This is a genomic window from Leisingera sp. XS_AS12 (assembly GCF_041224635.1).
Taxonomy (GTDB): Bacteria; Pseudomonadota; Alphaproteobacteria; order Rhodobacterales; family Rhodobacteraceae; genus Leisingera.
This window is the reverse complement of the sequence record NZ_JBGFGM010000092.1, coordinates 1-281: the sequence shown is the minus strand read 5'-3', so window position 1 is coordinate 281 and position 281 is coordinate 1. Positions and strand designations below refer to the sequence as shown.

Sequence of the window (281 nt, the reverse complement as noted above, 5' to 3'; positions counted from 1 at the left end):
CCGCTGTATCCGGGTGCGGATAGCAGCGATTTCCTGTTTCCCGGGATTATTGCGGACGGCAATCTGCCCTACGAGACCTTTCTCGGCTGGTTCAAGCGCGAAACCCGTGCTGCCGGCCTGCCGATGACCCCGCATAATTTTCGCCACGGCTTGGCCTCGCTGCTGATCGAAGCCAACCCGGGAAGGTGGGACCTGCTCGAGCGGCTGCTCGACGACACCGTCGGCACTGCCAGGAAAAACTATGGCTGGGTCAACAAACGTGTGCAGCGCTCCGAGGTGCA

General features: G+C 61.6%; 1 pseudogene. It reads left to right on the top strand.

Features of this window, described 5'->3' with window-relative positions:
* Positions 1–281 (top strand): annotated as a pseudogene (locus tag AB9K35_RS09525) (hypothetical protein); the annotation flags it as partial.